Raw genomic sequence first — 23,613 nt, 5'->3', positions numbered from 1 at the left:
ATGAAAAAGAACTGGATTTTACCTTCACTCTTGCTTTCTCAGGTTATTTATGCCGCACCTTGTCCATTTGATCAAGCGAAATCATGTGAATTGAAAACCGATATATTGAAAGATAAATCACCGGAAGGTTTAAATTATTATTCACCAACTAATTATGATCATCGGATGTCTGGCGAGATAAATGTTTATGATGTTTCAAAAGTGATTAAAAAAACAGATGGCACATTAACTTTGCTAGCTGATCTTATAAACCCTGGATTTTGGCGGGCAGGGGAAATTATGACGCGTCATAACTTAACTTCACCGCCTTATAACTCTCCTACACCATCTACGCCTTGGACAACTAAAGTAACGACACATGGTTATCTAGAAGTTAATGTTCGCTTACCTTTCTGTACAGCAAGCGCGGATGGTCGCTGTCAGAATGGTACAAACCCAGCTGATTATAATCGAGGACTTTGGCCAGCTATATGGATGATGCCTACTTATGATAATGAATGGCCGCTAAATGGTGAATTCGATATTATGGAGGCCTATCCTAAGGATACAGCATTTAATGTTACAACAGCCGCGCTTCATTTTAATGGTAATGATCCAAGTTGCGGAGGTTTTGACTGTCGCGGCTGGGGTTATGGTCTAGATAGCCACACTTTTCCTGAGCTAGCTTATAAGCAACCACATACCTGGGGTTTTGAATGGGAAAAGGATCCACAAAGTACTGGTGGAGGCTACATTATGACAGGTTTTATTGATAACGCTCGCGTTTGGGGTCCTTTAAGAACTGATACTTTGCCTGCTGATGGCGCTAACGCCTTTAGACGTGGTTTTAATGATCCTAATGGTGGATTTTATTTGATAGTCAATTTAGCTATCGGTGGACCTTATGCTGGTGCGCCTAATCCGCAAATGCAAAAGGCAAGTATGGATGTAAATAGCATTAAGGTTTATGAAGTAGGTAGCAGTACTCCTACGGATCAATGTAAACCACCAATAAATATTACATCTTCTTATACTGACGATTTAAGAAGTGTAACCCTTAATTGGAATAAGCCCCAAGATGGCGCAGCAGTTCAATTGTATCGTGTAAAAGATTGGCGCAAAAATTTAATGTGGGAAGGTACGCAGCTTACCTTTACCGATAAGACTTTACCTGGACAACCTGGTAAATATACTTATTTTTTAACGTCAGTTTGTGGTGGCCAAGAGTCAACTGATATTCAGTATGATGTTTATATTTCTGATAGCGTTTGTAATCCGCCAAATAATATTACAGCAACTTATACAGCTGATAAAAGATCAATTACTTTAAAGTGGGGTAAACCAACTAGTGGTGCAGCAGCTGCCTCTTATGAAGTGAAAGATTGGATAAAGCGTTTATTATGGCGCGGTACTTCTTTAACTTGGACTGATAAAAGCTTACCCGGTACCTCTGGAAAATTTACCTATTTTATGAATACAATTTGTCAGAATGGTAAACGTTCAACGCTGGTTCAAAAAGATGTTTTTATCCCTTAATTTAATCTAGGGTTCTGCTTTTTGCAGAACCTTATATTTTTAGTATTAAAAAATTCATAACTAGCGAGCTTCCTGTTTATATGGTATTCGTTATGCAATAAAATCAATTTTCAGCATTTTTCTAAGGAAGCAATAACGTTATGATGCGTTTTTACCATTTAACAAAAAATGCACTTTTTTCTATTCTTGCCAAAAGAACAATAGGCGTACGAGCTTTACTTATTCAAGATGATGAAATTTTATTAGTTAAGCACACCTATCAATTAGGTTGGTATACCATTGGTGGTGGTGTTGAGCCTGGTGAAACCCCTTATCAAGCATTACAAAGAGAGCTTAAAGAAGAAGTAGGTGTTAGCCTTTTAGCGCCTGCACAATTATTTGCTGTTTATTATAGTAATAATGAAAAGCGCGATGATTATATTGTTTTTTATATTTGTCAGGCTTTGCAACAAGAGATAAGTTACTCTGCTGAAATTGCTGAACAGCAATGGTTTAAATTAGATCATTTACCCTTAGATATTTCACCCGCTACAAAAAAACGTATTGAAGAATATCTTGGCAAGCGTGCAGTTAGTGAATATTGGTAACGATTTTCTGCCAATAAATTTACTTAAATATTTTTATTTTATGTTTATAATAAATTACTTTTATGATTGGTAAATCAGATAATGTATTCACAAGCGCTTGTTCGTAGTCCCGCTACCAGCTTAGTTCATGGCTTGACTTCAAATCAAAATCCTATGCCGGTAAATTTTGAACTGGCTTTAGTGCAGCATCAAAATTATGTTACCGCACTTAGAAATTGCGGCGTAGAGGTAACGACATTGCCGCCTTTGGATGACTACCCAGATGCGTGTTTTGTTGAAGATGCGGCATTATTAACAGATAGAATTGCCATTTTAACTCGACCTGGGGCTTTAAGCAGGCAAGGGGAAGTTGCCTTTATTGAGCCATTTATTGCGTCTTTTTATAAAGACCGTATTGTCCGAATCAAATCGCCAGGCACAGTTGATGCTGGTGATATCTTAAGAGTAGAAAATCATTTTTATATTGGATTATCTAAGCGTACCAATCAACAAGGTGCAGAACAGTTAATGACTATTTTAGCTTCTTTTGGTTTTACCAGTTCTACTATTGAGTTAAAAGAGTTTCTGCATTTAAAAAGTGGTGTGTCTTATCTTGGTAATAATTATTTATTGGTGGCAGGAGAATTAATTAACCATCCGGAATGGCAATCCTTTAAACAAATCAATGTAGTTAAGGAAGAAACTTATGCAGCAAATTCAATAAGCATTAATAATACTATTATTTTACCAGCAGGATTTAAAAAAACTGCGCAAAGTTTAGAGGAACATGGTTTTAAAATACTTGCTTTAGATGTTTCCGAGTTTGAAAAGGTTGATGGTGGTTTAAGCTGCTTATCGCTGAGATTTTAATGCTAAAAAAATTAAGCACACTACAATTAACTTTAATTATCGTTTGCTCAGTAGATAGTATTCGTAATTTACCTGCAGCAGCTACTATGGGTCGCGATCTATTTTTCTATTTTTTACTAGCGTTTCTTTTTTTTCTCTTGCCAAGTGCAGTAATCGCCAGCTGGTTTACTCAACGATCGGATGAAGGTATTTATGGCTGGGTAAAATTAAGTCTTGGTAAAGGATGGGGTTTTATTGCCATTTGGCTTCAGTTTATGCAAAACCTTTTTATCTTTCCAACGTTTTTTGCCTTTATTGCTGGCCTTTTTTTATATTGCTTTGATAGCACTTTAGCACAAAATAACCGGTTGATTTTTTTAATTACCAATGGCTTAATTTGGGGGCTAACTTGGATTAATCGGCGCGGCTTTACTTTATCGTCATTTCTGACAATATGTTGTTCTTTTATTGGCCTTATTATTCCCTTTATAATAATTCTAGCTATTGGTTTAAAATGGCTTATAAGCAATCCGCAAACACTTACCACACTGACATCAAATACAGAAAATTCATGGTCAGCTTTAACAGCTATCATTCTTTCTTTTTGCGGTATTGAAATCGCAGCAATACATGCTAAAGACAGTAAAAAAAATGCGCTACCGATAGCGATAGGCTTTTCTACCCTTATCATTTTTTCTACTATGCTTTTCGGCGCATTAACATTAGCGCTTATTATTCCAAGCCAGCAACTTGGTTTTATCACCGGCATTCCTGATTTATTCCAAATTTTTTTCAGGCAAATAAAATTAGATAAGATAGCCCTTATCATTGATATGATGGTCTTTATTGGTTGTATTGGATGTGCCAATAATTGGTTAATTTCGCCAATTAAAGGGCTCGCTTTTGCGTTTAATAAACAGCATCATGCGATTCATTCAGATAGCCTTAACAATCAACTTTTAGTTATTCAAGCTAGTATCATTTCTATAATTAGCGTTCTTTTTTTATTTTTCCCATCGGTTAATATGTCTTATTGGCTCATGATTGTACTCGCCACCCAGATGTATTTAGCGATGTATGTTTTAATGTTTTTAAGTGCTATTAGACTAGCTATACAAAAGCAAGAAGTGCATAAATGGTGGGTAATTATATTGGCCCTATTAGGAATACTGGGTAGTCTAATTGCCTTTAGTGTCAGTTTTTATCCGCCACCCAATTTAGCAATTAGCCAATTAAATCATTGTTTGCTTCTTCTTTTAAGCCTAGTAATTATAACAATGATATCTTTAGTAGGTTATGCTTTACTTAATCAAAATTTTTCAAAATTGCCTAGTCCAGTTTAGCGTGAAAGGATTTTATCTCGCTAGCAAAAAGTTTTGGGTATTCAATATAAGGTAAGTGACCACAATGAGTAAAACAAAAATATTCCGCATTTAACATGTTTTTTGCTAAATTATGAACTGCTTCTTTATTAAAGATTAAATCTTCGTCACCAGCTAAAACAAGAGTTGGCGCTTTAATTTGACTCACCCAAGCGCTGGAATCAAAGTTTGCTAATGCTGCATATTGTCCTTCATACCCTGCCAGCGTAAAAGGATATGGATTACTTAATCCCTGTTTAATTAATTGCTCAACAGCCCCCGGTTTGGCAAGAAATTGAAAAGAAAAGAGCCAGCTTGCTGAAGCCTTAATTAAGGTGTGCATAGGCACTTGCGCTTTCAGTAAGTCAAGCTGGGCATCCATATAAAGGTGGTAGGGGGTATGTATAGTCATGACGGAATTACTAATAGTTGCTGATGTCACTAAATCTGGCTGTTTAAAGGCTAGTGTTTGTACAATAAGCCCACCCATGGAATTACCTACAAAATGTGCTTGTTTGATTTTCAATTGCCTACATAATTGGACAATATCATCTGCCATTTCAGCAATAGTATAAGGGCCTTGCGGAACATCAGTTTGGCCAGCACCACGATTATCGATTAAAATGACTTTGTACTTATCTTTGAAATAAGGCAAAATTTCTTGCCAAACAGTATGATCAACACTAAAACCAGAAATAAAAATAATAGGCTCACCAAAGCCATGTACTTCATAATATATGGAAATATTTTTAATTTTCATTTTAGGCATGCAGGCCTATCCTTCACTGATTAAGATGTATTATTTATTGTATTGAGCGATTAAAGAAATAGATTCTTTATCAACTATTATAGTATAGCCTTTGATGCAATTAAGCTGGCACAGAGCATTTAGAGTCTGGCCTGAACCTTACGTCGATATTGCGCAGGCGTCTCGCCAGCCCATTGCTTAAAACGGGCAATAAAGCTACTGTCATTACTGTAGCCTAAGCTTTGGCTGACTTGTGTGACAGAATAGCCGCGTTCAAGGAGCACAAAGGCATGCATTAAGCGCAATTCCATACGCCATTTTTCAAAACTCATGCCTATCTCTTTTTGAGTAATTCGATTTAGTGTTCGTGCAGTAATATTTACCATCTCAGCATAATCATTTACAGATTTTGCTTCACCAGGCGCTAGCAGTATTGTCTGAAAAATTTTATTTAAACGCTTATCGATAGGGTTTGGTAAAGACAGCGGTAGAGTTATTGCTTGCTTGATAAAATCAACAATAACTGTGCCTAGTCGAAACTCAGGGCTATCTTTTAAATAGCCTGGTTTAACAAAACAAAATTTTTCAACCATTAATTTTAATAATGGTTCTACCTGTAATATTTGCATTACATTTGGCAGTGGTAAAAAATGCTCTACCTCAATATATAAAGAGCGGTAACTCACTTTACTTGCTGAGTAAACATCATGTACTACATTAGGAGGAATCCACGCTGCTTTACTCGGTGGTAATAAGAAATAGCGACCTTGACAGTAAAAATGCGTCACGCCTTGACTACAATACAAAAGTTGTCCTTTGCGGTGACAGTGTTCGCCTGGTGTGGTTGGATAATTATCAAAAGCAAGCCCTATAATAGGAGAATTAATTTCATCCGGATCAATTTTATCCGTTTTTGTATAGTAAGGCATGTCTTAATTTTATTATTTTTTGTCAAAATAAGGATATTAATACATCTTAAAGAAAACTACTATAGGATTAATTTAAAGAAGATGAGGATGTAACAATGTATATTGATTTAACACTTAACCTCAATGAATTAGCCATGGATAAGGAAGTTATCAATGACAAAGCTGATGTTATTTTAAAATCGGGTCATTATGGTACGCATATTGATATTCATTTGAAGACAAAAATACCCCTAGAATACATAGAAAATAGAGCCTTATTATTTGACGTAAGTCATATTAAAGATCGAGACATTGAAAGTACAGATATTGATATAGATGCAATAAAAGAAAAAGACTGCTTGATATTTAAAACCGATAGAATCAGAGAACATGCTTATGGCACACAAGCTTATTTTCATCAACACCCACAACTATCGAGCGAGTTAATTGATCTTTTGATTGTAAAGAAAATTCATGTTATCGCTATTGATGCAGCCGGTATTCGTCGGGGCCAAGAACATGCGTTAGCTGATAAACGTTGTGAAGCACAAGGTATTTATATTGTTGAAAATATAACTAATTTAGATTTATTGAACAAGCAAGTAAAAGGTGATTTTTGTATTTATTTGATGTGGTTAAATTTACCAGAAAAAACAGGACTTCCTTGTAAAATAGTAGCGAAATTATCGTAAATAAATAGTTTTTTTAGAGCTTACTTGAACAACAAAAAAGGGCTAAATAAATCTTAATATTTACTTAATTTTTCTATGATAGGATTAAAGTGAAAGTAAAGCCAGGGTGCTGTAAATCATGAAATTTTTTACGAATACTATTGAAAGTAAGTATTATACTGAAAATATTCCAAAAGAGTATAGCTTTATTATTTTGCAAGAAGATGGGACTGTAATCGGTGCAGGTAGATGTAAGGCAAATGATGAAGAAGATAAGTCCTTTTTAGCTCCAAAGGATAATATTATTCCTAATATGAAAGATAATACGACTCATGCGTTCATTATTCTTGAAGGCAAGTATAAAAACGATATTCCTGTCCAAATTTTATTAATACGAGGATTTATTGGCAAAGACAGTGGTCATACGGGTATATTTGATTTATCAAAAACAATCCCTTTTAAGAAAATTTATCAAGCTTATAATATCACCATTGAAAATCACCCAAGTGCTTATAAGTTAAGCGGTGAATGTGGCTCAGATATATTAATAGACATGATGAAAAATATGCTGAGCCATAGTTTAAAAGGTATTAGATTTAATACTAAAGGAAGTCAAACTACTAATAAATATAGGTACCCTGATAGCGCACCTGTAAGTATACATATACCTGAAACACTAATTATCTATGATCCAGTCCATGATAAACACATAAAACTTCATGGACCTGAGTGGCGAAGTGAGCAACGTAAATGGCAAGCGAGCGCCTGTTTTCATTTTCTAAAATCGATAATAACCCAGGGCGATCCTTTTGATAAACATTCTTTTTCTTTCCCTGGCTGATTGAATACTTTATTAACAAGCTGGTTTTTGCCATTTTTTGCCTTATGGTTTTGGTTCATTTAAGTAACTTTGCAAGCAAAAATTCACAGACAATATATACTTATTATTAATATCAGGTGCATAGTTTGTCTGTTAGTAGAGGTTAGCAATGATTAATCCATTTGAGTATCAGCCCAAAGGTGATAAAGAAAATTCTGCTTATTTTAATGAGTATAAAACTAAAATTTATGAAAGAAGGCAAACTTCTGGGCTTGAGGATTTATATGGCGATATGTGTGGGATTGTTGTGCAAGTCCAAACGGGTGATGCAATTGAATATCTGAAAGAAATGTATTACATGACACCTTATCGTTATGTTAGAAGTTATATTAGCGATACCCACAAGTTTTATTGCCTTGTTAATACCGAAAATGCACCTGTTTATATTGTCCTTGAACCCTTAGATCCTAACTTCAGGGACGATATTACCCGCCTTAACAAAATGTATCCATTAGCGCGACCAAAATTTAATGCCCGCTATGTCGGAGAAATATATCGCTGCAAAGATAAAGATGAAGTGCGTAAAATTCTTATTTCTCATGATTTTAATTTCAGTATTCCTGATATAACTGAAAATAAATTTTATTGCAGTAGCCACATTCATTTTACTAAGTTATCTGATTTTACCTATAACAGTGTTGGTTATATAGATAGCGATATTTTCGATTTTGATAGCCTTGAATTAGGTCAGCGATTTTTTCTTACTAAAGAACAAGAGTCACAACTGAATGAGGCTGATCAATGGGGAGCAAACTATGGTACAAAGGGCTTAGTAAAGGGTATTGATCATATGGCTACCCGCATTTTAGCCGGTGAGCGAGAAGATGCTATTTTAGAATTTCTATGTCTCTCTAACTATTATTTTTGGGGCGCCTACAATATTTATGACATGAATTCATCAACCAATGTTAATCGCTCACCGCATGGTAAAGATATTCAGTCACCAGCAAAAGTATTTACTGCTAACAATACGCCTTATATGGTCAACTCATTTGAAAACCTTCCTATGCCAACGGAAACATTTGTACGTAATTATGGCCGACGTATGCATCATATCGCTTATGAAATAAGTGATGGTGATCATAGTCCCGGCAAAAAAAACATTGATTTTGTCGTTGATATTTTAAAAACCAATTTACCCATTAAATTTTTAGCGCAAGTCTTTGGTGCCTGTACGGATGTACCTGACCTAAAACAAATATTTTCTAAGCATTCACAATATTCCTTATTAATTACTGAATATGTTGAACGATGTCATGGCTTTGATGGGTTCTTTACCAAAGAAAATGTTGCAGCCTTAACGGATGCTGCAAGCTTAGATGAAAGTTTAGAGCATTATCAGCATACGCTTGGCGACTAATTCAAAGCATAAAATATTCAGCTAAAGGTACTAGCCTTTAGCTGATTAGATTTTGCATATTTTTAAACACATATTCTGCGCCATAGTGATTTAAATGATCACCATTATAGTAATAAGGCAGTTCAGCATCACGTGCAAAGCATTTATTATCCGTACAAAATAAAGGACGGGGATCAAATAATTTTACTTGGGGAAATTCACTTAATAAATTATCAATAACTCTATCATAGGGCGCCATTCGCTTTTGATAGTTGGCAAAATCCATCCAACAGTTGGTACGAAGGGGCCGAAAAGATAAACGAAGAGGTCTTAATTTAAAGCAAGTATTAATATTAAAATCTAAGTCAGGTATATCTTTTAAAAAGATAATTTCTCTCTGAGAGGCAAGAATGGTTTTAATTAAGCGTCTACCATTTTCTTGAAAACTAAGCGCTTTTTTGAGTGTAAGGGGTTTTGCTTGACGCCAATGATCCTTTTGGATAGCAAAGCCACCGGTCATTAAATAAGACCAATAACCCGATAAATAAATTTTTTTAACACTTTTGTTTGTTTTTAAAAAGGCTAAAAGAGCATCAAATTTTCTTCGACATTCACCTTTTAAGAAACGATGGCTGGAAAAAGGAAAACACATTGGTTCGACAATCATTAATACGGAATGATTAGAAAATTGTTGCCAAACTGCATTCCGATAATGCATTGCATGGGAATCACCAATAAACATAACATCAGGCAATGTATTTTTAGAAAGCTTGCAGCCCGCAATAAATTTAAATTGTCTAAATTCAGGAATTAATTCGCTGCACTCAACATCATTTACTGCTGGAAGCGGATTGTTAACTAAATTAACAATTTCACTCACTTGTGACGATTTAAAGACTAAACCAGATTGCTTATAAATAAAGCCACCCAAACTTGCTAGCAAAGTCATTAAAATGATTAGTGTAATCGTTTTTTTTTGTCTATAAGCACCGAAGCGTATTGGTTTTTCAATAAGTTGATAGGTTAACCAAGCTAAAAGGATAGCTACGCCAACGCCAAACAAACATAATAGTTTACTTGGGGTAGGCTCAGTAATTTTTATAAAAGATAAAATAGGCCAGTGCCATAAGTAAAGAGGAAAGCTAATTAGACCCACCCATACCAAGAAGCGATTTGCTAACAAGTTGCGATTTAACCAAGCTTTTGAACCAGCAGCAATTAATAATACTGTCCCTGCACAAGGCAAAACTGCCCAGCCGCCGGGAAACGGGAATGTTTTTTTAACCTTAAAATGAGCATAGATAATGAAAGCCAAACCTGCTGATGCTAAGAGATGGTTTATAAGATTAGGATTAGAAAGGAAAGAATTAGTTTTAAAAATAGTTGCAAGAGGCCTTTGTAAGCTAAACTTAATTTGTTCGCACTCTGTTTGTTTATATAAATTAATCCAAGCTAATAAACTGCCACATATTAATTCCCAAAAGCGTGTTTGTGGTAGATAAAAAGTGGCAACTGTATCCTGATGAATCATCTTAAGATTAAGACTGAATGAACAAAGAATGACAAAAACTAAAATAGCGCCAGCATTTAAGCGCACTTTAAACATAAACCATAATAAGAGTGGCCAAATTAGATAGAATTGCTCTTCTATGCCTAAACTCCATAAGTGTAGCAGGGGTTTATAATGGGCCGCTTTATCGAAATAACCAGCCTCTTGCCATAATATATAATTAGAAACAAAACCTGCTCCTGCAGCAATATGTTTACCTAATTGTTGAAATTCTGCCGCAAACAAAACGACCCAGCCAAATATCAAGCAACTAACTAAAACGGTTAATAAAGCAGGAAATATTCTTCTAATTCGTTTAGCATAAAAGTCTCGCAGACTAAAATGGTTATTTTCTAAATTATTAAACAAAATAGTTGAGATTAAAAAACCAGAAATAACAAAAAAAATGTCAACGCCAATAAATCCCCCGGGTAAACTATGAGGAAGGGCATGAAATCCTACGACTGAGATCACTGCTAATGCTCTTAAACCATCAATGTCTGCACGATAGGTAAGAGAATGGTTTCGCAAACAATTGTTTTCCATAATTATTCTTTTTATTGGCTATTTAAATTTAATAAGCTTAAAACTTGATAATCATATCCTTTTTATAATAAGCACGCTCATTGTAAAACATTTTAAGGCAATCAAATAGGATTTTGCTTTTTTTCAAGCAATCTATTTTGTTTCTGCTAAGCTCCATATTAAGACCCTTTAAAATTGAAACCTATCATGAATTTAATTATGAAGGCTTTAACCCCTTTTATTAACGACTTAAAAGCACTACATGTTCAAGAGCATCATGATGCTTCGAACATGAAAAAGATTTCCTCAATCTTGCAATCCTGGGTTAAACAGTCTGATTGGTTAGAAGATCAGTTTAAAATAGTTGATACACCGGAAGGTTTCAAATCGTGGTTACTGTATGAAGAACCTAATCATTGTTTGGCGGTAAATTTAGTTGCTTGGGAGCCAGGACGGGAAATTTTGCCGCATGATCATCGCACCTGGGCAGTTGTGGGTTGTGTTAGGGGTATTGAAGAAAATTACTTTTGGACACGACTTGATGATGGTTCAAGCCCTGGCTACGCTGATCTTAAACGGCAAGAACCTCCAATTACCTGTCATCCGGGCGAGGTTATTGCTATCGAAGCCAATCAAATCCATAGTGTGGTTAATGTTGCAAATGAGGTAGCCATTTCATTGCATGTATATGGTAAAAATTTAAATTATACGAACCGTTGTAAATACGACCCTATTAAAAAAACTGCTGAACCATTCGTTATTGATTTTAATTAATAACCAGTTTGTAGGTAGTTACTGATAATAAAACTTATTGTTTCTTTTAATAATTTGTTAATTTTGGTGGGCTATAATTCATCTATAAGTTCATAATTTTGCCGAAATTATATTTCCTCAAGAATTAAATTTTCTATCCTCGAGGGTGGTGCCCATTATAACAGTACAAACTATCATTTCTTCTCTCAGAAGTTTTTTGGCCAAGAGTCAACGGATAATATGGTAATAGATAATAACTCTTCAGCTAGCAACAATAATTCTTTTTAGTGAGGTGCTTAACTGATTATTTAGTAAAAATAATTTACTCTATTTTTCTAAAAAAAATTATTTAATCAAATAATTTGTCAAAAAATTAGTAACTTAAGCTAAAGTTGGACTAAATAAGCTGGATATTATATTGACTTATCGCAAAATTCCGATATAATAATCAATATGAATATTGTACCTATTTTAAAAGCACTTTCTAATGAAAGACGACTACAGATTATTGAATGGTTAAGAGAACCTGCTAAGCATTTCACTTCCTCACATTGTGACGTGAGTATTGATGGGGTTTGTGTAGGACTTATTGAAAAAAAAGCAGGCTTATCGCAGTCAACTATCTCTGCTTATTTATCGCAATTGCATCAAGCCGGTCTTATTACGATGGAGCGTCGCGGTCAATGGACTTATTGTAAATTAAATCAACCTTTTATTGAGCAGTTTTTTCAGGAGTTTAAGGCAAAGATTTAAAATTTTTTGCCTGCTTATATCGAGAATTTGCGATATTTAGAAATAAATTAGGAGAAAAAGATGGTCAACACAAGTATTCTTTTAGAACCTTTTAAGCTTAATAAAGCAATTGAGCTTAAAAATCGCATTGTTATGGCACCTATGACACGTAATAAAGCAACTGATAGTTTTAGTCCTACTTTGGAAATGGCTACCTATTATGCCAAAAGAGCGGATGCTGGATTAATTATTACTGAAGGCACGATTATTCGTCCTGATGGCCGAGGTTATAGTAATACGCCAGGTATTTATAAAGAAGAGCACATAAAAGGATGGCAACAGGTTACTCAAGCTGTGCATCAAAATGGAGGTAAGATCTTTTTACAAATTTGGCATGTTGGCCGTGTCTCCCATCCCATTTTTTTAAATGGGTCATTACCTATCTCTGCTTCGGAAACTGAAATGAATGGCCGGGTACGTAGAGCAGACGGCGAGTTATACTATGGCAAATCAAGAGCACTTTCCTATTTAGAAATCCAGGATTTGGTTAGTAGTTATGCAACAGCCGCTAAAAATGCTCTGAAGGCCGGTTTTGATGGCATTGAAATACACGGTGCCAATGGTTATTTAATTGATCAATTTTTGCATTACTCTACCAATAAGCGTCAAGATGCCTACGGTGTTAAACCAGAAAACCTTGCTAGATTTGCCTTAGAGGTTATGGATGCTTGTATAGCAGAAATTGGCGCTGAGCGAGTAGGAATTAGGTTATCACCTGGTGCTTATTTAAATGAGATTGTAGGCGATAGCCGGGATGCTGACGTTTTTCAATATTTATTAGCAAAGTTAAGTGAAAAAAACATTGCCTATCTTCATACCGGTAATTTTGATGATGCAACCCGCTTTCCTGAGCTTAATTACAAAACTATGACTGAATTTATGCGCTTGCATTTTAATGGGCATTTAATTGCTAGCGGCAGTTATACCGTGCATAAGGCAGCTCAGCAAATCATTGCGCATCAATTTGATTTAATTGCCTTTGGCAGACCTTTTATTGCTAATCCTGATCTCGTTACTCGCATAAAAAACGCGGCTAACATGGATTCTTATGATGTCGCAATGTTAGAAACATTAGTTTAACTCTTTAAATAAGGCACGTTATGAACACAATAAATTTCAATCATAGTTCAATTCCTGCGCTTGGATTTGGTACCTTTCAACTGAGCGGTAAAGATCTTATCGATAATATTATTTATGCGATTGAGCAGGGTTATAGACACATTGATACCGCGCAAATATATGGTAATGAAGAAGAAGTAGGGCAGGCCATTGCAGATACGCAAATAAATCGCAAAGATTTATTTATTACCACAAAGGTTTGGATTGATAATTTTTCTGAAAAAGCTTTTTTACCTTCTGTTTTAACAAGTCTTAATAAGCTTAAAACAGACTATGTTGATTTATTACTTCTGCATTGGCCAACGCAATTAGTGCCTTTAGCAGAAACAATAGCAGCCTTAAATGAGGTGCAAAAACAAGGTTATACAAAGTATATTGGGGTGAGTAACTTTACCATTGCTCAAATGGCACAATCTCTTGAGCTAACGAGTGTTCCTCTTTTATTTAATCAAATTGAATTTCATCCCTTATTACAACAACCTAAGGTAATTGAATTTGCTAATGCACATCAAATTAGCATTATTGCTCATTCATCATTAGCGCAAGGACAATTAATAAAAGAAACTACCTTAGTAAAGTTAGCAAATAAATATAAAAAGGATGTGCCACAACTTATTTTTCGCTGGCTTTATCAGTTAGGTATTCCATCTTTAATAAGATCAACTCATAAAGAACGCATTATTTCTAATGCTGCTATCTTTGATTTTGAAATCATAGAAGAAGACATGAAGGCAATAGCAGCAATTGGGAATAAGCCGCAGCGCTTTATTAATCCTGCCGAGTTAGCACCCAAATGGGATGAATAAAAAAACATTACACCTAAATATGCAGAATTAATAAAGCAGTTAGCTAACCATGTTAGAATTAGTTAATGACTTTTAGCATGTGATTAGACTCTTCATTCATTAGAACTTCAGTTAATTGATTTAATGATTTAAGAGTCTGCGTCATATTTAAATCATTTTTTAATTGATCTAAATAATCCTCTTCTAGATACTCCAACGCATCTTTAATTGTTAATACTAATCTAATATTACTCATCAGTGCCTCTTTATCTTTTGCTGTAAAATTAGATTGATCCTTATTTCTTAATGCTTCAACTAAGTGTTTTGCAGCCCTTGCTTCATCTGATACCAACGTTTGAAAAAAAGGAAGGCGATGCTTTATTTGAGGGCTTTCGATTGTTTGATTAAAACAATACTTTATTAACTCAATAAAATTCTCAATGATGGGTTGTTGTCTATGTCGTCCTAAAATAGTTTCCAAGCCCTGTTTTAGTTCATTTTCTGTAAAGTGAAATTCTATTTCCTCAAACGATTTATTTGGTGATTTAATATCAAACTGCTGATTATTGCTTTGTATTGTTTGCTCCTGTTTGAATGTTATATAAGCTCGTAAGCTTTGCGGAAGATCAGCTTCATAGGGTTTTACTAGTCGAATAGCTTCATCCTCATCAACTTGTACATTATAGTTTAGCTCTTTAAGAAAAGACCGTTCCCATTGTTCTAATGCTTTTATTGATACTTCGCGCAAAAATGATTTCTCATGAGTTAAAGGAATAATTTCATTTAAATAATCCATAAAATCATTATTCCAAACCCTACTATCATTTGTAACTTTGGTATAAACAATCAGCAGTGGCAATAGATAAGTAGCAAATTCCTTCAAAGAAACCGAATCATTTTTATAATTGGCAAACTTTTTATGCAGCTTTTCAATAGGTCCTAAATAAAATTCTAATTCTGGGTTATTATCAAGGGTATAAAAAATATCTAAACATACCTTCAAAAATTGCTCTGCTTCTTCTCTTTGCTCAAAAACAATTTTATTTAAAACAGGTTCTAGTGCCTCAATATACCATTTCATAATAACTCACTTATTAGGGAAACTTAAGTTATCGGTTTAGATAACTTAGGTTTAATTATGTAGACAAAAAAGAAACATTTAATTAGAAAAAGCCTTTTGATAATAAAACTATGGCTTTATCTAAGTGCAAAGATTTAACGATTAAATTAAATGCAGGGATATTAGCAAAATCACAATGTGTTTAACAAGGAGGCATGTTAATTAATTAGAACTTAACTAAGAAAGATTTATATTATTAATAATTTTCTTCTAGCTACTTTTTACAGTTAGCTACTTTTTTACAATAAAAAAATTATTTTCTTGCATACGTACTTTTAACTCAGCAATAACTAATTCACCTTGTAAGGCATTGCTAACAATTTCATTAGAAATCAGATAACTTACTTTAATTGTCAATCCTGTACTAACTCCTTTATTAACTAATTTTTGACCTGCATTTTGGAGTCGATTAATAATTATCATACAGCCATCTTCTCTGTTTTCAACATCTATCTCTAAAGCCATTACACTAAAGTTAAACAAACCATAACGTTCGGCTAATTTTATATGCCAACTTAGAATAGACAGAAAGACAGGGTAATCAGTCATTTTAAAATATTGACCAAAACTAGCATAGAAACTATTTTCTATTCCTAAAACAACATACTCTCCTTGACGCGTTAAATGATAATTATATAAAGGCTTGCGTATAAATTCACTTGGCGTTGAAGTTCGCTGGCAGCTTAAGCACACTAATTCGATGATAGGTTCGGCAAAAAAATGGCCACATGTATTGCATAATTTATTTTCGATAGGTTTTTCGTAATCTATACCTGGTAAATCTAACTTCGTGTGACAGCTACTACAAATTAATCTTTCTTGACGTAAAAACTCAGGTACTGGTGCAATTTTTCCACAAGAAAAACAATGTACAAGTTGTTGTGGCTTAAAGTTAATTGAACGGCAGCTTGGACAAGATCTTTTTAAATTTATTAATCCTGAATAGCAAGATGGGCAGGTTTCAATTTCATCAATGATATCGCTATGAGCAAGTAAATTTCTGGTTACTAAGCCCTCTAAAAATTTCCAGTTATCAATTTCTAAATTATCTTTAAAAAGAATATTTAATAAAGGATATTCATATACAAAGGGTGATTTGTCGCTTTTATATCCCTTAACGGGACAATGGGGACGCGAGTATAAATAAGCTAATAATATTGATTCCTTGTTGGGAGATTGAAAGGTAAAGGGAGAAATATGGTTTATACGCTCATAAATTTTGTTAGCACTGTTTATGAGATTATCATCAGCAGGTCCGGCAAAAAGATGCCTTAAATTAGATGGTACATCATCATAATAAAAAACGGGCGTAAAACGATACCCCGGTTTGCTTCTTATTTCTTTGAGTAAATCAATCCAATTTTGCTGGGAATTTTTTGCCAATACTAAGGCAAAAGGAGGCTTAGCCGGTAGTTCTGTAAGCAAGATAGCATCGTCAATGCCTAGAGGAAAAAAAAGTTTAACGTCGGTATTTTGAATAATCCAAACATTTTGCTTGCTCATCCATGCTCCATCCATTCTTTAATTCCCTAAATAAAATGAGAATCGTTCACCATTAAATATAGAATGCATCTATGGTTATAATTTTAGCATCTTTTTTAAACTAAGCTTTTAGATATAGTTTTATCAGGATGATGAAAGAGAAAAATACTAATAATGGCAGACAAGGTTAAGAGTCCCATCAATAAAAAAGCAGCATGAAAATTTCCGGTTAATTGTACAGCAGCACCAGTAATAGTTGGAGCGAGGAAACCCGCAATAGCAAAAGTGGAATTCATAATACCTAATGATGTACCGGCGCGTTTTGCTGAAATATCCATATTTATTGAATAAAAAGGCGTATTATTACTAAGATTAAAAGCCACTGCAAAAGAGATCGCCATTAAAATAATAGTTAAATCTTTAAAATTCAAAACCACAACGAGAGATAAAAGCGTGAATAGCTGACCTACTAAAATTAAATAACTCCTTGAATATCTTAAAGATTTGGTCTTGTTATATAAAAAATCTGAAAGGTACCCGCCTAGCCATAGAAATACAGTCGCTAAAACCCAAGGTAAAATGGAAAATAGCCCTATTTGTTTAATACTTAAATGGTAAGTACTGGCTAAGAAATCAGGTAACCAAGTTAAAAAGAAAAACATGGAATAACCATAAACAAAAAATCCCCAAGCATTGCTTAGAAGTGTTTTATTTTTAAAAAAGTAGTATTTATCTTCAGTTAAGGTTGTTAAAGTAGCTTTATCAACTTTATCTTCATTGGATTTATCTAAAAAAAAGAAATAACAAAAAGGCCACCATAATAATACCAAAATTGCGAGCACTAAAAACATAAGACGCCAGCCAAGGTAAGTTATTAAAAAAGTAACCAGTGGTGCACCTATGGCTAAAGAAAGGGGAACAGCAACGAGTGAGTTTGCTAAAGCTTGGCAACGTGAGCGTAAGGGTATCCAATCACTCACTGTTCTTGCAACAGCAGGGAAACTTGGCCCTTCACCAGCTCCAAGGCCAAAACGGGCTAAATAAAGCGAGTAAAATCCAGTTGCTAATCCTGTTAGTCCCATTGAACATGTCCATATTAACGTAGATAGCAATAGCACTCTTTTTGAACCATATTTATCGACAAATAAGCCGCCTAAGAACGTTGTTATAAAATATCCTATACCGAAACTACCAAGTATTAGGCCGATAAGATAGCTATTTATCCTTAATGAACTGGTAATGACTGGAATGGCATAAGCCATGGCTGAGCGGTCAATATAACTAAGAAAATTTAGGGCAAATAGCAATATAATCATTGTTCGAGCCTGATTCGACTTATCCATATCTGTGGTTTTCGCTAATCAATGATAGTTATTTGACAGTACTTCAAAAAAGCGATTAAAGCAATTTAGTCTTTTAAACATTTGATTAGGCAATGATATGTCAAAGAAGTCATATAGCTATTTAAGGCTAAGACTCATTAGAATCACTTGGTTCATTATCGATAGGTAATGAAAGATCGGGCGCAATCGAATGACCGGCAATCCTGCGAGTCTCGTTAGCCCACTCACCTAAATCAATAAGCTTACAACGCTCCGAGCAAAAAGGTCTAAAGACATTGGCGCTACTCCAAACTTGGCATTTCCCACAAGTAGGGCATGCAATTTTTTTAACACTTTTCATCTTCATTTTTACAAAATTATCCTATAACTAATTATGTGGCACAGAATAACCCTTTTCAATAGTTAAAGGGCTTGGTCTGCTAGATTATAGTTACTTGCTAATATTTCTTTCACTTATTTAGCATAACTTAAGGGAGTAAAATACCATGGAGCGTCGAGTGGTCATTATAGTAACAAACACACCTGAATATGAAAAAGTAGGTTATAGAACAGGTTTGTGGCTGAGTGAGTTAGTTCATTTTTGGGATGTGCTAGACAAAGCTGGTATAAAAATGGACATTGCCAGCCCCCTAGGCGGATTTGTACCATTAGATCCTGAAAGTTTAATGTTAACGCAAGCTGGATTTACTATGGGCTTTAAGGGTGTAGTCCATCGTTATTATAGAAATCGTGATTTTATGAATTTATTAAGTAATTCTTTAAAAATTGCTGATCTTAATCCGGACAATTATAGTGCTCTCTATCTGACTGGTGGTCATGGCGTATGCTTTGATTTTCCAAACAGTAAGAGTCTTAATGAATTAATCAGTCAATTTTATACAGCTAACAAAATAATAGCCGCGGTTTGTCATGGTCCGGCTGGATTACTAGACGCTAAATTAAGCAATGGCCAATATCTAGTTACAGGAAAAAGGGTAACCTGCTTTTCTTGGCGAGAAGAAAAATGGGCAAAACGTGAGCAAGCCGTGCCATTTAATTTAGAAGAGGAATTAATTAAACGTGATGCACAATACAGTAAAGCTCCGATTCCTTTTCAAAAGCATTTAGTAGAAGATGGCTTTCTTATTACTGGACAAAATCCAGCGAGTGCGAAAGCGGTAGGGGAGGCTGTATTAAAAAAATTAACTTAAAAACGTTAGTTAAGAAAATAACAAAGTAATTAATTAAAAATAAGGTAAACTTCCCTAATTGATTAATATTGATAAGTTTTGATAAGGTTTTTTAAATGAGCATTTGGGTTGATGGCGATGCTTGCCCTAAAGTAATTAAACAAATTATATTTCGTGCAGCTATAAAACGTAGTGTTCTGGTTACGATTGTCGCTAATCATTATGCCGTCATTCCACCATCGCCATTTATTAAACGAGTGATTGTTTCAGCCGGCTTTGACAAAGCAGACAACTACATTATTACGCATTTACAGAGCAAAGAGCTCGTCATTACCGCTGATATTATTTTGGCAGATCACGTGATTGCAAAGCAAGCCTATGCACTTAATCCGCGTGGTACATTGTACTCAGCTAATAATATAAAACAAATTTTAAGCATGCGAAATTTAAATGAATCATTGCGAGATAATGGTTTAATAAGCGGGGGAGCCGACAAATTAAGCAGTAAAGAAATTCAAAATTTTTCTAATCACCTCGATCGATTTATCAGCAGCTTATCTAAAAACTTATAATCTTTGGCTTATTAAATAGATTAGTTTATATTAATTTTCTGTTGTTTGTGAAATTTGTCTATGTTAACTATAGTAAGTAAACTCTAATTATTTAACTCTCCACACTGATTTTAAAAGGATTTAGAATGTTAGTTAAGAAAATTGATGGCATGTTTGTGTCATTTCGCCGCTGCTACTAAGTTTTTCAACGATTACTTATGCTGTTACGCCTATAGTCTGGAATCCTTCGGCAAGCACCCCTGATTGGTTTACTTCTTCCAATTGGACTCCTCTAGGCCCTCCCTTACCCGATAATGCTGTTATTATCGCAAATTCTAACTTGTTATTTCCTACTGTAACAGGTTCAACAGGGCAAATAGCCCAGGCAAATTCAGTCACTATCAATGGTGGTAATTTAGAAATTTCAAATGCTGGGTTTTTAATAGCTGATTCAGTCACTATTGCCGCTGCCATTACTGGCCCTGTTTTTGTTCAGGGCTCTATTTTAGTTACAGATATGGGCTCTAGGTTATCTGCTAATCAAATGTATATAGATTCTGGCACACTTAACATTACGAATGGCGCCCTGGTAAATAGCGTAAATGGCATCATTGGTATTAACTCTACTAGCGAAGCTTTTGTCAATGTGAGCAACGCTGGTAGTTGGAACGTGAGTATTAACTTGTTGGTAGGTAACTCAGGTATTGGCGATTTAACCATCTCTTCCGGTGGTGCTGTGACTGCTCTTGCAACCTACATTGCCGTTAATCCTGGAACAACAGGAAATTTAAGCTTAAATGGTGAGCTGTTTACAAGTGGCACACTGACGACAGGACAGCTTGTAGGGGGGCCAGGAGCTATGGTTTTTTCGAATGGTGGCACGCTGGTGGCTACTGCAAGTACACCTAGCTTCATATCAAACTTTAATGTATTTAGCTTACAAGATGCTAGCCTTCCTGGTAGTGGCCTTACTATAAATTCCAATGGCTTTGATGTCGGAACGACTAACACTACTTTCATAAGCACGGGCGGGCTTACAAAAGTAGGCGCAGGTACATTAACATTAACAGGAACCCACTTTTATACGGGACAGCCCCTCGTACAAGCAGGCGGTTTAATAGTTGAGGGCAACCTACAAAGTTCTGTATCTGTAGGGGCTAATATCCCTTTTTCTGGCACCCCTTATTTAGGTGGCACAGGTACCGTTGGAACAACCATGGTAGAAGGTATCATTGCACCGGGTAATGCTTTTAACCCAGTTGGTACATTAACAATTAATGGCGATTATACGCAGTATGAAGACTCTATATACTTAGTCAATGTCAATACTAATCAAGCCGATAGAGTTTCTATCGCTGGCGCTGCAACATTACGCCCTAGCTCATTTGTACAAGTTTTACCTGAAAATCCAACCATAGGCAATTATAGTATTTTACATGCCAATCAAGGGGTAACAGGTACTTATAGTAATCTCATCTTGCCAAGCTTTCTTCCCTTCTTAAATTTTTCTTTAAGTTATACACCACAAGACGTCATTTTAAACATCACGCGAAGTTCAACTTTGTTTGGTTCTTTTGCAAGAACTCGCAATCAAGCCAGTGTTGCCCAGGCACTAGAAAGCTTAGCACCGGTTAACAATTTAGTGCCCGCCCATAGCCTACATCTTAACAGTTTAGCACCCGCTCATAGCCTCCATACTGCTTTTTTGCAGCTATCTCATCCGACAGAAATACAAAATGCTTTAGATGATTTAAGCGGCGAGCTTTACGCCTCAACTTTAGCAGCCCGTGTTGAAGAAAGCCGCTATATCCGTGATGCAATTTTAAATCGCTTAGATGACAGTGAAACGCTGGCACAAGTGAAAACTGCCACCGGCACTGTCTTTTGGGCGCATGGTTTTGGCGCTTGGGGTCAATTAGAAGGCGATGGGAATGCTGCCAAATTTGAACGTGCAACGCAAGGCTTTTTCATTGGTGCAGACCAAGCAGTGGGTATCAATAGCCGATTAGGTCTTGTGGGTGGATTTAGTGAATCCCAACATGAAGTGAATAATGTTAACTCGCATAGTCATGAAAGTAGTAATGGCCACCTAGGTCTTTATGGCACGAGTTTCTTTAACCAATTTGTTTTAAGTGGCGGCGCAGCTTACAGTTGGAGTGAAATTAAAAATGATACCCATCGACTTGTTGATTTCTCAACGCTAGTGAATAGACTAACTAACCACTATAATGGCCATACAGCGCAGGTCTTTGGGGAACTAGGATACAACTGGCAAGTTAATCGATTTTTAGTCAAACCTCTAATTAATCTAGCTTATGTTGATACTCATACAGATAGTTTTACTGAATCAGGTGGGGAAGCCAGTTTAAGAGCCCGTAGTGCCAGTCAGGATGTCTTTTTCTCAACTTTAGGCGCCCGAGANCTAGAAAGCTTAGCACCGGTTAACAATTTAGTGCCCGCCCATAGCCTACATCTTAACAGTTTAGCACCCGCTCATAGCCTCCATACTGCTTTTTTGCAGCTATCTCATCCGACAGAAATACAAAATGCTTTAGATGATTTAAGCGGCGAGCTTTACGCCTCAACTTTAGCAGCCCGTGTTGAAGAGAGCCGCTATATCCGTGATGCAATTTTAAATCGCTTAGATGACAGTGAAACGCTGGCACAAGTGAAAACTGCCACCGGCACTGTCTTTTGGGCGCATGGTTTCGGTGCTTGGGGTCAATTAGAAGGCGATAGGAATGCTGCCAAATTTGAACGCGCAACGCAAGGCTTTTTCATTGGTGCAGACCAAGCAGTGGGTATCAATAGCCGATTAGGTCTTGTGGGCGGTTTTAGCGAATCTCAACATGATGTTAACAACGTTAACTCGCATAGTCATGAAAGTAGTAATGGCCACCTAGGTCTTTATGGCACGAGTTTCTTTAACCAATTTGTTTTAAGTGGCGGCGCAGCTTACAGTTGGAGTGAAATTAAAAATGATACCCATCGACTTGTTGATTTCTCAACGCTAGTGAATAGACTAACTAACCACTATAATGGCCATACAGCGCAGGTCTTTGGGGAACTAGGATACAACTGGCAAGTTAATCGATTTTTAGTCAAACCTCTAATTAATCTAGCTTATGTTGATACTCATACAGATAGTTTTACTGAATCAGGTGGGGAAGCCAGTTTAAGAGCCCGTAGTGCCAGTCAGGATGTCTTTTTCTCAACTTTAGGCGCCCGAGAGAGAGGCCTTATTTCTACTACCGAAACTTACTCCTTTAATCAACATCTCTTTTTAGGCTGGCGTCATGCATATAATCATTTAACCCCTTATGCTACTTTTAATTTTCTCCCCAGTAGCTCACCCTTCTTAATCGCTGGTACGCCGATTGCTGAAGATGCGCTGTTAATAGACGCAGGGTTAGAAGCCGTACGTTTAACGAATAATGTGCATTTAGCGGTTTCTTATTTTGGCCAATATTCATCTCAAGTCAAAGATAACGGTGTTGTAGCACGTCTATTATGGAGTTTTTCTTAAAAATCATCTCTAATAAGCAGAAGGATAAACTGTCCTTCTCTTATTCCTTCTGCTAAGTGTGC

21 protein-coding genes are annotated in these 23,613 nt (G+C 35.6%); 14 read left to right on the top strand and 7 right to left on the bottom strand.

The features are described from left to right. From E1P04_RS13150 to E1P04_RS13135, 4 genes are all read left to right on the top strand, one after another. On the top strand, positions 1-1,515 hold the full coding sequence (locus tag E1P04_RS13150; protein WP_131783367.1) for a LamG domain-containing protein: 1,515 nt from the start codon (positions 1-3) through the stop codon (positions 1,513-1,515). Between the two features lie 140 nt (positions 1,516-1,655). Continuing rightward, on the top strand, positions 1,656-2,102 hold the full coding sequence (locus E1P04_RS13145; RefSeq protein WP_131783366.1) for an NUDIX domain-containing protein: 447 nt from the start codon (positions 1,656-1,658) through the stop codon (positions 2,100-2,102). A gap of 81 nt (positions 2,103-2,183) precedes the next feature. Next, positions 2,184-2,951, top strand: coding sequence for a dimethylarginine dimethylaminohydrolase family protein (locus E1P04_RS13140; protein WP_131783365.1), 768 nt, complete (start codon positions 2,184-2,186; stop codon positions 2,949-2,951). Then, the gene (locus E1P04_RS13135; protein WP_131783364.1) at positions 2,951-4,273 is read left to right on the top strand and encodes an amino acid permease; all 1,323 of its coding nucleotides are present in this window, start codon (positions 2,951-2,953) and stop codon (positions 4,271-4,273) included. Before E1P04_RS13140 ends, E1P04_RS13135 begins: the two co-directional genes overlap by 1 nt. Here the strand turns inward: E1P04_RS13135 and E1P04_RS13130 are convergent. Together E1P04_RS13130 and E1P04_RS13125 are read right to left on the bottom strand one after the other, a co-directional pair. Next, a complete protein-coding gene (locus E1P04_RS13130) occupies positions 4,260-5,060 on the bottom strand; it encodes an alpha/beta fold hydrolase (RefSeq protein WP_131783363.1) in 801 nt (266 codons plus the stop codon). The two genes, E1P04_RS13135 and E1P04_RS13130, sit on opposite strands and share 14 nt — an antisense overlap. A gap of 119 nt (positions 5,061-5,179) precedes the next feature. Beyond that, positions 5,180-5,968: an AraC family transcriptional regulator gene (locus E1P04_RS13125; protein ID WP_131783362.1), complete on the bottom strand. Its 789-nt coding sequence runs from the start codon at positions 5,966-5,968 to the stop codon at positions 5,180-5,182. 95 nt (positions 5,969-6,063) lie between these two features. Here E1P04_RS13125 and E1P04_RS13120 point away from each other — a divergent pair, with 95 nt between their 5' ends. The 3 genes from E1P04_RS13120 (at position 6,064) to E1P04_RS13110 (ending at position 8,858) form a co-directional block, all read left to right on the top strand. Next, the gene (locus E1P04_RS13120; RefSeq protein ID WP_131783361.1) at positions 6,064-6,639 is read left to right on the top strand and encodes a cyclase family protein; all 576 of its coding nucleotides are present in this window, start codon (positions 6,064-6,066) and stop codon (positions 6,637-6,639) included. 118 nt (positions 6,640-6,757) lie between these two features. After that, positions 6,758-7,459, top strand: a complete 702-nt coding sequence (locus tag E1P04_RS13115; RefSeq protein WP_131783360.1) for a hypothetical protein — start codon at positions 6,758-6,760, stop codon at positions 7,457-7,459. Between the two features lie 148 nt (positions 7,460-7,607). After that, a complete protein-coding gene (locus E1P04_RS13110) occupies positions 7,608-8,858 on the top strand; it encodes a hypothetical protein (RefSeq protein WP_131783359.1) in 1,251 nt (416 codons plus the stop codon). A gap of 37 nt (positions 8,859-8,895) precedes the next feature. Here the strand turns inward: E1P04_RS13110 and E1P04_RS13105 are convergent, their stop codons facing one another. Continuing rightward, positions 8,896-10,932 carry an acyltransferase family protein gene (locus E1P04_RS13105; RefSeq protein ID WP_131783358.1) on the bottom strand — a complete coding sequence of 679 codons (2,037 nt, stop codon included), beginning with the start codon at positions 10,930-10,932 and terminating at the stop codon, positions 8,896-8,898. 186 nt (positions 10,933-11,118) lie between these two features. Between E1P04_RS13105 and E1P04_RS13100 the strand changes: the two genes are divergently transcribed. From E1P04_RS13100 to E1P04_RS13085, 4 genes are all read left to right on the top strand, one after another. Then, positions 11,119-11,685, top strand: a complete 567-nt coding sequence (locus E1P04_RS13100; RefSeq protein WP_131783357.1) for a cysteine dioxygenase family protein — start codon at positions 11,119-11,121, stop codon at positions 11,683-11,685. Between the two features lie 432 nt (positions 11,686-12,117). Beyond that, a complete protein-coding gene (locus E1P04_RS13095) occupies positions 12,118-12,417 on the top strand; it encodes an ArsR/SmtB family transcription factor (RefSeq protein ID WP_131783356.1) in 300 nt (99 codons plus the stop codon). Positions 12,418-12,477: 60 nt separating this feature from the next. Continuing rightward, positions 12,478-13,536, top strand: coding sequence for an alkene reductase (locus E1P04_RS13090; protein WP_131783355.1), 1,059 nt, complete (start codon positions 12,478-12,480; stop codon positions 13,534-13,536). 20 nt (positions 13,537-13,556) lie between these two features. After that, positions 13,557-14,381 carry an aldo/keto reductase gene (locus E1P04_RS13085; protein ID WP_131783354.1) on the top strand — a complete coding sequence of 275 codons (825 nt, stop codon included), beginning with the start codon at positions 13,557-13,559 and terminating at the stop codon, positions 14,379-14,381. A 58-nt stretch (positions 14,382-14,439) separates the two neighbouring features. On the opposite strand, the gene E1P04_RS13080 is transcribed toward E1P04_RS13085, so the two are convergent. The 4 genes from E1P04_RS13080 to E1P04_RS13065 all read right to left on the bottom strand — a co-directional run bounded on the left by E1P04_RS13080 (position 14,440) and on the right by E1P04_RS13065 (position 18,645). After that, a complete protein-coding gene (locus tag E1P04_RS13080) occupies positions 14,440-15,441 on the bottom strand; it encodes a hypothetical protein (protein WP_131783353.1) in 1,002 nt (333 codons plus the stop codon). A 270-nt stretch (positions 15,442-15,711) separates the two neighbouring features. Next, entirely contained in the window at positions 15,712-16,983 is a 1,272-nt protein-coding gene (locus E1P04_RS13075; RefSeq protein WP_131783352.1) for a TackOD1 domain-containing metal-binding protein, read from the bottom strand. Positions 16,984-17,078: 95 nt separating this feature from the next. Next, on the bottom strand, positions 17,079-18,278 hold the full coding sequence (locus E1P04_RS13070) for an MFS transporter (protein ID WP_207386029.1): 1,200 nt from the start codon (positions 18,276-18,278) through the stop codon (positions 17,079-17,081). 154 nt (positions 18,279-18,432) lie between these two features. After that, positions 18,433-18,645 (bottom strand): DNA gyrase inhibitor YacG, encoded by a 213-nt coding sequence (locus E1P04_RS13065; protein WP_131783350.1) that lies wholly within the window; start codon positions 18,643-18,645, stop codon positions 18,433-18,435. A 145-nt stretch (positions 18,646-18,790) separates the two neighbouring features. Between E1P04_RS13065 and E1P04_RS13060 the strand changes: the two genes are divergently transcribed. The 3 genes from E1P04_RS13060 (at position 18,791) to E1P04_RS13050 (ending at position 23,551) form a co-directional block, all read left to right on the top strand. Next, the gene (locus tag E1P04_RS13060; RefSeq protein ID WP_131783349.1) at positions 18,791-19,495 is read left to right on the top strand and encodes a type 1 glutamine amidotransferase domain-containing protein; all 705 of its coding nucleotides are present in this window, start codon (positions 18,791-18,793) and stop codon (positions 19,493-19,495) included. Positions 19,496-19,590: 95 nt separating this feature from the next. Then, positions 19,591-20,046 carry a YaiI/YqxD family protein gene (locus tag E1P04_RS13055; protein ID WP_131783348.1) on the top strand — a complete coding sequence of 152 codons (456 nt, stop codon included), beginning with the start codon at positions 19,591-19,593 and terminating at the stop codon, positions 20,044-20,046. A gap of 496 nt (positions 20,047-20,542) precedes the next feature. Beyond that, positions 20,543-23,551: an autotransporter domain-containing protein gene (locus E1P04_RS13050; RefSeq protein ID WP_427853392.1), complete on the top strand. Its 3,009-nt coding sequence runs from the start codon at positions 20,543-20,545 to the stop codon at positions 23,549-23,551. Positions 23,552-23,613 lie beyond the last annotated feature (62 nt).

This window comes from Legionella gresilensis (assembly GCF_900639865.1).
GTDB classification, from domain to species: Bacteria; Pseudomonadota; Gammaproteobacteria; order Legionellales; family Legionellaceae; genus Legionella_C; species Legionella_C gresilensis.
Note: the sequence above shows the minus strand (reverse complement) of the source record. Positions and strands in the feature narration are given on the sequence as shown.

What these genes read in the sequence shown, in the direction of transcription:
- E1P04_RS13150 (WP_131783367.1), top strand. Translation starts at nt 1, where the DNA reads ATGAAAAAGAACTGGATTTTACCTTCACTCTTGCTTTCTCAGGTTATT.
- E1P04_RS13145 (WP_131783366.1), top strand. Translation starts at nt 1,656, where the DNA reads ATGATGCGTTTTTACCATTTAACAAAAAATGCACTTTTTTCTATTCTT.
- E1P04_RS13140 (WP_131783365.1), top strand. Translation starts at nt 2,184, where the DNA reads ATGTATTCACAAGCGCTTGTTCGTAGTCCCGCTACCAGCTTAGTTCAT.
- E1P04_RS13135 (WP_131783364.1), top strand. Translation starts at nt 2,951, where the DNA reads ATGCTAAAAAAATTAAGCACACTACAATTAACTTTAATTATCGTTTGC.
- E1P04_RS13130 (WP_131783363.1), bottom strand. Translation starts at nt 5,060, where the DNA reads ATGCCTAAAATGAAAATTAAAAATATTTCCATATATTATGAAGTACAT.
- E1P04_RS13125 (WP_131783362.1), bottom strand. Translation starts at nt 5,968, where the DNA reads ATGCCTTACTATACAAAAACGGATAAAATTGATCCGGATGAAATTAAT.
- E1P04_RS13120 (WP_131783361.1), top strand. Translation starts at nt 6,064, where the DNA reads ATGTATATTGATTTAACACTTAACCTCAATGAATTAGCCATGGATAAG.
- E1P04_RS13115 (WP_131783360.1), top strand. Translation starts at nt 6,758, where the DNA reads ATGAAATTTTTTACGAATACTATTGAAAGTAAGTATTATACTGAAAAT.
- E1P04_RS13110 (WP_131783359.1), top strand. Translation starts at nt 7,608, where the DNA reads ATGATTAATCCATTTGAGTATCAGCCCAAAGGTGATAAAGAAAATTCT.
- E1P04_RS13105 (WP_131783358.1), bottom strand. Translation starts at nt 10,932, where the DNA reads ATGGAAAACAATTGTTTGCGAAACCATTCTCTTACCTATCGTGCAGAC.
- E1P04_RS13100 (WP_131783357.1), top strand. Translation starts at nt 11,119, where the DNA reads ATGAATTTAATTATGAAGGCTTTAACCCCTTTTATTAACGACTTAAAA.
- E1P04_RS13095 (WP_131783356.1), top strand. Translation starts at nt 12,118, where the DNA reads ATGAATATTGTACCTATTTTAAAAGCACTTTCTAATGAAAGACGACTA.
- E1P04_RS13090 (WP_131783355.1), top strand. Translation starts at nt 12,478, where the DNA reads ATGGTCAACACAAGTATTCTTTTAGAACCTTTTAAGCTTAATAAAGCA.
- E1P04_RS13085 (WP_131783354.1), top strand. Translation starts at nt 13,557, where the DNA reads ATGAACACAATAAATTTCAATCATAGTTCAATTCCTGCGCTTGGATTT.
- E1P04_RS13080 (WP_131783353.1), bottom strand. Translation starts at nt 15,441, where the DNA reads ATGAAATGGTATATTGAGGCACTAGAACCTGTTTTAAATAAAATTGTT.
- E1P04_RS13075 (WP_131783352.1), bottom strand. Translation starts at nt 16,983, where the DNA reads ATGAGCAAGCAAAATGTTTGGATTATTCAAAATACCGACGTTAAACTT.
- E1P04_RS13070 (WP_207386029.1), bottom strand. Translation starts at nt 18,278, where the DNA reads ATGATTATATTGCTATTTGCCCTAAATTTTCTTAGTTATATTGACCGC.
- E1P04_RS13065 (WP_131783350.1), bottom strand. Translation starts at nt 18,645, where the DNA reads ATGAAAAGTGTTAAAAAAATTGCATGCCCTACTTGTGGGAAATGCCAA.
- E1P04_RS13060 (WP_131783349.1), top strand. Translation starts at nt 18,791, where the DNA reads ATGGAGCGTCGAGTGGTCATTATAGTAACAAACACACCTGAATATGAA.
- E1P04_RS13055 (WP_131783348.1), top strand. Translation starts at nt 19,591, where the DNA reads ATGAGCATTTGGGTTGATGGCGATGCTTGCCCTAAAGTAATTAAACAA.